This window comes from Roseomonas sp. GC11, assembly GCF_024437745.1.
In the GTDB taxonomy this organism is placed as follows: Bacteria; Pseudomonadota; Alphaproteobacteria; order Acetobacterales; family Acetobacteraceae; genus Pseudoroseomonas.
Genome location: NZ_JANFNY010000133.1, coordinates 1 through 8,230, shown reverse-complemented (window position 1 = coordinate 8,230; position 8,230 = coordinate 1). Strand labels below are relative to the sequence as shown.

Genomic DNA, 8,230 nt, shown 5'->3' with positions numbered 1-8,230 from the left:
CGCCATCGGCCGCATCCTCGACCTCTACTCGCCACAGGAATGCGCAAACTACTTCGCCAACTGCGGATATGATGCAGGCTGATCGAAAAACGCTCTAGCGTAGCGTGGCAGGGAAGAGGGGCGGGCCATCCTATAAATTCCTGATAGTCCCGCGGAGTGCGCGCTGAAATCGCCGGGTGAGTTGTAAAGGGTCGCAGAACGACCGCACCGGCCGCGCTGCAACGCCTCGCCGGATTGTCCGCGGTCGTGTTCCAGGTCGCTGGCCAGCTGATGAACGCTCCGACGCGTGATCCACTCGGGTGCAGCGCTTGTCGCGGACGTGCAACTTGTGGTAGCCATCACGGGAGCGTCAAAGGGTGCGCTATGGATCTCATCATCCAGGACCAAGTGATGGCGCGCCCCCCGCAGTCGAGCGGCGTGTTGCACTGGCGCAAGGGCGTGCCTCTCACCCTCAGCGCTCTGATCCGCGAACGAGTGCTTATGGAGATGGACCGTGCAGTCGATGCGACTGGCGTCAGGCCACTTGTCGAGCGCGGCGCGACAAGCACCGATGATGCTGCGGGTCGTGAACGCGCCGTCACGCTCGCCCTCGATGGTTTTCGGCGGAATGCCTTCTTCGTCATAGTGGACGACCGGCAGGTGACGGACCTGGACGCTACGCTCCTCCTCAAGCCGGATACGGCAATCACCTTTGTCCGCCTCCTGCCGCTGGTGAGCGGCTGACGCGTTGGCGGAGAATGCCGATCCGCCCTGCGGCCGCTTCCTAGGCTGGCTTCGCAGACTGGTGGCCCCGCGCACCACGCCCACGGTCACGCCGCAGGCATCCCAGCCCCAGCCCTTTTTGCCTACCCTGCGAGGCGGCCGGCAGGCCGCCATGGGCGACGCCTGGCCGATGCTCATGCGCGTGCTGGAGGAGGCTGATGCGAACGCCGTCAGTGCCGACCCCGCGCACCTGTTCACCGCGATCCCACCCGCGGTCGAACGGCTCTCGTCCCAGGAACGCGCCGTGCTCCTCAAGGAACTCGCTGATCGCGTTCGCACCCGCGAGCCAGTGACGGGCCAACCCACAGAGGATGGCAGGGTCTTCAATGCGCTGCTGGCGCATCGCCCCGACCTGACACCGGAGGCGATGACCGACTTCTTCACCTTCTTCGCGCGTGGCGCAAGCCTCATCGACTACGGCATGGTCTTCTCGCCCGGAGGCTTTGCCCAATTGGTCCGGGCCATGGGGAAGAGCGAGCGCTTCGCCAACAACCCGCCGCTGCGCGACGCTTGGCTGGCGCTGCGCGCAAGGCACCGCAAGTTGCACCACAACGCGCTGCAGGAGGCCGAACTGATCATGCGGGTCGAGCGCCTGCTTGGCCTCGCGCCATCCGCCTCACCTTCGCCCTCATCCCCCTTCGTTACCTTCCAAGGCCTGGCCGCACCCGAGGATGCGGTACGCGTCCGGACCTTTGCCGAGATCTACACCGCGCTGGGCGCCGAATACAGGGCATGGTCGGAGCGGCTGTCAGGACCAGGCCTGCCATGTTGGCGCAGCGAGGCGGCGATCGCCTTCGAGGAAGGCCGAGCCGGCATGCCAGCCGCGCAGCCGCCGGCTGCGCGACCAAACGGTTTCAACTGGAATAATAGCTATGGGGCGATGGCGACGCTTATCGCCCGCACACCCCTCCAGGCGCTGGCGCCGCTCGACCCGCCGAGTTGGATGCTGGAGGCAGAGGCGATCTTTGCGGCGGCCGTCGAGCGGCACGGCGCCATCACTCTCTGCTCGTCACCCAATCTCGGGGCACTCGACCAACCTTTCCGGGTGGCGGATGCGGAGGACATTCCGGCAACTTTCGGCCGGAAAGATAAGGTTGTCTGGCTGGCGGGCGGGCGGCGTTGCGCTGAGCGTCTGTTCGGCGTCGCCTTCCGCGACTGGAGCGCGGAGGAGATCCAGGAGGCCGCGGCGCTTCACGCCGCCGACCCCCAGCTTTTCGAGTTACTGTGTGCAGCGAGGGCCGCCGAGCCGTCCCGAGCTTGGCTCACCAAGGCCGAGGCGCTCCGCATTGGCCCGACCGCCGCCGCCTGCCGCGACGCCGCCACCCGTTGGCTCGACCTCGTCGCGGAGGGTGTGGCCGGGCTGCCGAGCCCTGCCGACTACCGGGAAGCTCTGCGATACTGCCATTTTGAGCGCTTGGCACTGGGCTTCCTGGATGCCTTCGGCGGGCCGCGGGAAGCAGCGATCATGGCCCTGTGCACTTCACCTCGAGGCAGCCCTGTAGACGGCTACGGCTATGGCTGGTTGGGCGCCGGCTGGCGGGATCCGCCGGCACGACTGTCGAACACGAATGACGCCGTGCTGCGCGGCGCAATCTGGCTCGCCGCGCTCGACGCCGGAGAGGTTCCTCGCCTCCTGCGCGTTGCGCTGGCAGTGCTTGAAAAGGTCGCCACGCAAGGTGGCGTTAACTACCGCTCCCTTGTCGGCGCTAATGCGTGCATCGGTGCGCTCGGCCGGATCGCGACGCCGGAGGCCGTCGTCGCGCTCGGCCGCATCCAGCGCGGTATCCGGGACGAGCGTCTGGCGAAGATGATCGCCAAGGCCATGGCAGCGGCGGCGGCCAAGGCCGGCACCAGCATCGAGGAACTGGAGGAACTCAGCGTTCCGGGCTTCGCGCTTGAACCCGGCCCCGACCCGGCGCTTGTCGCGGTGCTTGCCGACGGCGTCACCGCGACCCTTGCCATCGCCAGCAGCACGGTTGCAACCGTCACCCTTCGCCGGGCCGACGGCAGTGTGCCGAAATCCACCCCTGCCGCGGTCAAGGCCGATGAGGCGAGCGCGACGGCGCTGAAGGGCCTGCAGGCGACCGCGAAGGAGATCGCCGCCATCCTGCCTGTCCAGCGCCTGCGCCTGGAGCGCAGTTGGCTGACAGGCCGCGGCTGGAGCGGCGGTGACTTTCGCGAACGCTACCTGGACCACCCGCTGCTCGGCTGGCTCGCCGCCCGACTGATCTGGACGATCATCCCTGCCTGCGGCGAGCCCTTCACCGCGATGTTCCATGATGCCGCGCGGCCGACCGATGCCGACGGCCGCGTGCGCAGCCTCGGCGATGCCGACCGCGTGACGCTCTGGCATCCGCTGGCTCCCGTCGAGCCGGGCGCCGTCACCGCTTGGCGCGCACTGCTGCTGAACAACGGCATTGTACAGCCGATCAAGCAGGCCTTTCGCGAGACCTACCCACTGACCGATGCGGAGCGCGCCACCGCGACCTATTCCAATCGCTTCGTTGGCCACATCCTGCGCCAGTCACAGGCCAATGCGCTAGCCCGGCTACGCGGCTGGGTCTGCCGCACGCGGATCGCAGCCGATGTGCCGAATGACGAGCCGACACATATCAAGCTGCCCGCGCTCGGACTTTCTGCGGAGTTCTGGACCAAGCCCGACGGCGAGGGCGACGAAATGACCGAGGGGGGAGCCTACCAGTTCCTCACCACCGACCGCGTGATATTCCGGCCGATGCGTGACGAGGGCGACTGGCGGCGCGACGGCGGCCGTGGCCTGCGCGTGGGTGTGGGCTCCGTCCCGCTGGATCAAGTTCCAGCCATCGCCTTCTCCGAAGTGATGCGCGACGTGGATCTGATCGTCGGCGTCGCCTCGATCGGCCGTGATGAGAGTTGGGCTGATGCTGGCGCCGATGCGGAGCACCCGAGTCAATGGCGCCACGGTGCGGCGATGGAGTATCTGCAACGCTTCGGTCGCGCCGAATTGGAGGAAAGCGGCCAGATCCGCCAGGACGTGCTGGCGGCGCTGCTGCCGAAACTCGCCATTGCCGGGCAATGCCAAATCGACGGACGATACCTTGTGGTGACGGGCGTACTGCGCCGCTACCGCATCCATCTCGGCTCGGCCCATGTCTTCCTAGACCCCGAGGATCGCTATGTCTGCATCGTGCCGGCTCAGCGCGGCGCCGGCACCGGCATCCACCTGCCTTTCGAGGGTGACGCGATGCTGTCGCTGATCCTGTCCAAGGCCTTCCTGCTGTCCGCCGATGATCGCATCAGTGACCAGGGCATCCTTTCGCAGATCCGCTGAGTAGCGAGACGGCGCGCTGGCCTGGACGGTACGCCGCTGCCGTAGGCAGGATATGACATCAGGCTTGGGGAGGCGCGACGGCCTCACCGGGCGCGAAGCGGACTACCTCGGCACCAATGGACCCGCCGCCTTAGCAGCCCGTTGACGAAGTTGCCCTTGCTTGATTCTGCTGCGTGGCGGCGGAAGCGTGGATCCGTTTGCACTCGGGCGGCAGAGGGATCTGCAGGCTGATCTGCTGGTAATGTGGTCGGAGATGCCGTGTTCTCCGGGGCACGCCTTCTACGATCGGCTGCAATCGGAGCTCCTCAAGGCTGGGTTCGACGGTTTTGCGCGCCCTGCTACGCTGCGGGCCGGAGCCGGCCGTCGCTGCCGCCGGGGCGCTACTTCCGCATGCTGCTCATCGGCTACTTTGAGGGCATCGACAGCGAACATGGACTGAAATGGCGCCGGACCGAGGCGCTGTGCCTGCGCGCCCCGCCTCCAGCCGCGCCATCCGCCGCAAGCTGCTGAGCGAGCAGCGGGACAATTGCCTGCCCGTGGTGACGGGCGATGCCACCGTGCCGGCGGTGCTGTGCCTCGTCCTCACCCGCTTCGCCGGCCCGGGGGAGCGGGTGACCGCCGGCTTCCCCGGCGCGGTCTGGGGCGAGGAGGGCGCCACCACGGTGGTCCACCTGCACCTGCTGGCGGAGAGTTACACGCTGCTCTCCCTCGCCGGCCCCGCCGCCGCCCGCCTCTCGCAGGGGGAGGGGGTGACGGTGGATGTGGTGGTCTTCCGGCAGGGGAGGGCGGGGGCGAGACGCTGCTCTTGTAGCTCCAGCCATGACCATGCCGCGGCATTGCGGGGAGGGGTGGTCATTTTCGTTTCTTTGTGCCATCAATATTGCTAAATTTTCCTTTAGCGGAAGGCGTAGAGCCGATGGCAATTTTTACTGGCCATAATTATGATGAAATAATTTCAGGCACATCGGGTGACGATGTCATATATGGCGGCACGGATACCAGCAGCCTGAACCCCAGCGGTACTGGTAATGACACGCTGAACGGCTATGCAGGCAATGACACGTTGGTAGGAGGCGACGGGAATGATTCCCTGTATGGAGGAGATGGAAACGACCATTTGGAGGGTGGAGACGGTAATGACCGAATCTATGACGATAGCGGCAATGATGTTCTGAATGGCGGTGCGGGGGATGACATAGTCTATAGCTATGGGTCTGGCGTGGATACGTTGGAGGGTGGTTCAGGAAGAGACTTTCTTCGCATAACACGACCAGAGTTTAAAGTAGATTTTGTTTTTGATATTAATAAAGAAATAAATATATTGCCTGACGGGAGCGCGATTTCTGGTTTTGAGCAGATTTATCTCGACTCTGGTTCAGGGAACGACACGCTCATCGCGGGTGATGGAGATGACTATCTTTATGCGGGCTCAGGCAATGACACTCTGACGGGAGGCGGGGGGAATGATTACTTGCATGGCGCCGCTGGCGATGACGTTTTTATCGGCGCTGGTGGAAATGATTTTTTGTATGGCGGCGAGGGCACGGATGTTCTGAAATTAGATTTTTCCAACGAAATTTCTGATTTTTACATTGTTCATCAATATATATACAACAGAGTATCTGAAACTTACGAAGAATCAACAACAATAACAAAAGATAAAAATTCTTCATTTTTGCACATGTATGATATCGAGAGTATGTATATAAATACGGGTTCCGGCAATGACACAATTCTTGCTTCCTCGGCAAATGATGTGATCGTGGCTGGTGCCGGCAATGACACGATCTATGCTTCCTCCGGCACTAAAGTGTTCGCCGGCTCTGGTGACGATGTCGTCTATGGTGGCTATGGAAGCGGGCAGATTCTGGATGGCGGCGAGGGAACAGATCTTTTTGACATCATTCTTTATGAAGTCACGCTAGATTTGGTTTTTGATGTCAATCAATCGACGAATATCCTCGCTGATGGCACCCAGTTGTTGAATTTTGAGCAAGCCTCTTTTGAGGCTGGTTCTGGCAATGACCGGCTGACAGGCGGTGCCCTCGATGATGTCCTCATTGGGGCCGCAGGAAACGATACCCTGATTGGTGGCGGTGGTAATGATGAACTGGTGGGTGGCCAAGGTGACGACACCCTGATCGGCGGTGCTGGTGATGATCTCTATAATATGGTCGACAGCGGTGATGTGGTGACCGAACTGGCGGGGGAGGGCGTGGACACCATTTATACTCTTGTCAGCTATACCCTTGGCGCCAATGTCGAAAATCTAAAACTGTATGGAGTATACGGCGCGCCACTTGCTATCAATGGCACGGGCAATGCGCTCGACAATGTGCTGACCGGCAATGACGCAGCCAATACCCTCTCGGGCGAGGCCGGCAATGACACCCTCGATGGTGGTCTTGGCAACGACACGCTGATTGGGGGCGCTGGCAATGATATCTACTACCTGGACAATGCGGGCGATGTCGTTGTCGAAGCCCGCGGCGGCGGCAAGGATACCATCTATGCCGGCTTCTCCTATGCCTTGCTGAGCGAGTTCGAGAATCTGGTCCTGACCGGTTCTTCTGCCTTCAGTGGTACAGGCAATGCCCTGTCCAACACCATCACCGGCAATGATGGCGCCAACTACCTCGTGGGTCTGGGTGGCAATGATACGATCAATGGCGGTGGAGGTAATGACATCCTCTCCGGGGATGCCGGCAATGACGCGCTCTCCGGCGGCGCGGGCAACGACACCCTGTTCGGTGGCGATGGCAACGACACGCTGGAAGGTGGCGCTGGCTTCGACCGCCTCGAAGGTGGTGCCGGGAACGATACCTACGTGATCGACAACTACGACGCCAATGATCCGCCCGATCTCATCATCGACACCTCAGGCATCGATACCATCCGCACCAGCCTGAACTGGACCCTGGCCACGGGGTTTGAGAACCTGATTTTGACGGGGAGCGAAAACCTGCGTGGCACTGGCAATGCGGCGGATAACCGCATGATCGGCAATGCGGGCGCCAATACGCTGGTGGGCGGTGCGGGTCATGACAGGCTCTCTGGTGAGGCTGGCGATGACCGTCTGGTCGGCGGGGATGGCAATGATCGCCTGGCGGGCGGGGATGGCAATGATCGCCTGGAGGGCGGCGCCGGAAACGATGTGCTGAACGGCCAGGCTGGTGCGGACACGATGATCGGCGGCGCCGGCAATGACATCTACAGCGTCGATAATATCGGTGATGTGGTCTCGGAGGCGAGCGGCGGTGGCTGGGATCTCGTCAACTCTTCAGTCAGCTACACGCTCGGCAATGAGCTTGAGCGCTTGACCCTGCTGTCCGGCGGGCTGACTGGAACAGGCAATGCCCTGGCCAATCTGATAACGGGCAGTGCTGGGAATGATATTCTCTACGGCCTCGCGGGCAATGACACCATGGCCGGTGGTGCCGGGGCCGATCTGCTGGTGGGTGGTGCAGGCATCGACAAACTCACCGGTGGCGCCGGGGCGGATACCTTTGTGCTGGCGCGGGGCGATGAGTACGACGCCATCGCCGATTTCACCCATGGCGAGGATGTGGTCCGGCTGGAAGGCTTTGGCGCAGCCTTCGACAGTTGGGGCGAGGTGAGGGCGGCCATGCGCCAGATTGGCACCTCGGTGGTGCTCGACCTGGGCGATGGCGACAAGATCAAGTTCCAGGACGCTACCCTGTCCGCTTTCTCCGCCGGCGACTTCCTCTTCGCCTGAGATGCATGGTCACAGCCTTCCCCCGCCACGGGGGGGGGGGAGGCGGATGCTGTGTTGGTTGGAGGGGGCGGCCGCCAGAAATTTCGCGTGCCACCTCATGCATCCCGTCCCCCAGAGAGAGTTCGCCCCCGGTTTCATTCCCCACACCATTCCCCTCCGGCGAAACCACTCTCCGCCCCGTCCGACGGCGCCAAAAAGCCCAGTTTTCAGAAGGGTTTGCCGCGGCACCTTGGGAGCGGCAGGGCAGGGGAGAGCCCAAAATCGCTCTCCAAATGGCCCTTTCTCTCTGAACCTTGGGACTTGGCCCATTCACTCTACAAGGTTTAGAGCGATTTTCGATCGGGCTGAATCGATGGGGATTCACATGGGCGCGGTTTTCTGATTCACGATCCGTGCGGGCGAAGGAGGCCGGCAGGGATGGG

Annotated in this window: 4 protein-coding genes; all 4 read left to right on the top strand. The window is 62.8% G+C overall.

Going from position 1 to position 8,230, the window contains the following annotated elements; all coding sequences use genetic code 11:
* Nucleotides 1–363 precede the first annotated feature (363 nt).
* The 4 genes from NON00_RS23320 (at nt 364) to NON00_RS24855 (ending at nt 7,808) form a co-directional block, all read left to right on the top strand.
* The gene (locus NON00_RS23320) at nt 364–723 is read left to right on the top strand and encodes a hypothetical protein (protein ID WP_256025183.1); all 360 of its coding nucleotides are present in this window, start codon (nt 364–366) and stop codon (nt 721–723) included.
* 151 nt (nt 724–874) lie between these two features.
* Nucleotides 875–4,072, top strand: a complete 3,198-nt coding sequence (locus tag NON00_RS23315) for a DUF4132 domain-containing protein (protein ID WP_256025182.1) — start codon at nt 875–877, stop codon at nt 4,070–4,072.
* A 461-nt stretch (nt 4,073–4,533) separates the two neighbouring features.
* Nucleotides 4,534–4,959 carry a hypothetical protein gene (locus tag NON00_RS23310; RefSeq protein WP_256025181.1) on the top strand — a complete coding sequence of 142 codons (426 nt, stop codon included), beginning with the start codon at nt 4,534–4,536 and terminating at the stop codon, nt 4,957–4,959.
* 29 nt (nt 4,960–4,988) lie between these two features.
* Entirely contained in the window at nt 4,989–7,808 is a 2,820-nt protein-coding gene (locus tag NON00_RS24855) for a calcium-binding protein (protein ID WP_305123532.1), read from the top strand.
* The last annotated feature ends 422 nt before the right edge of the window (nt 7,809–8,230 follow it).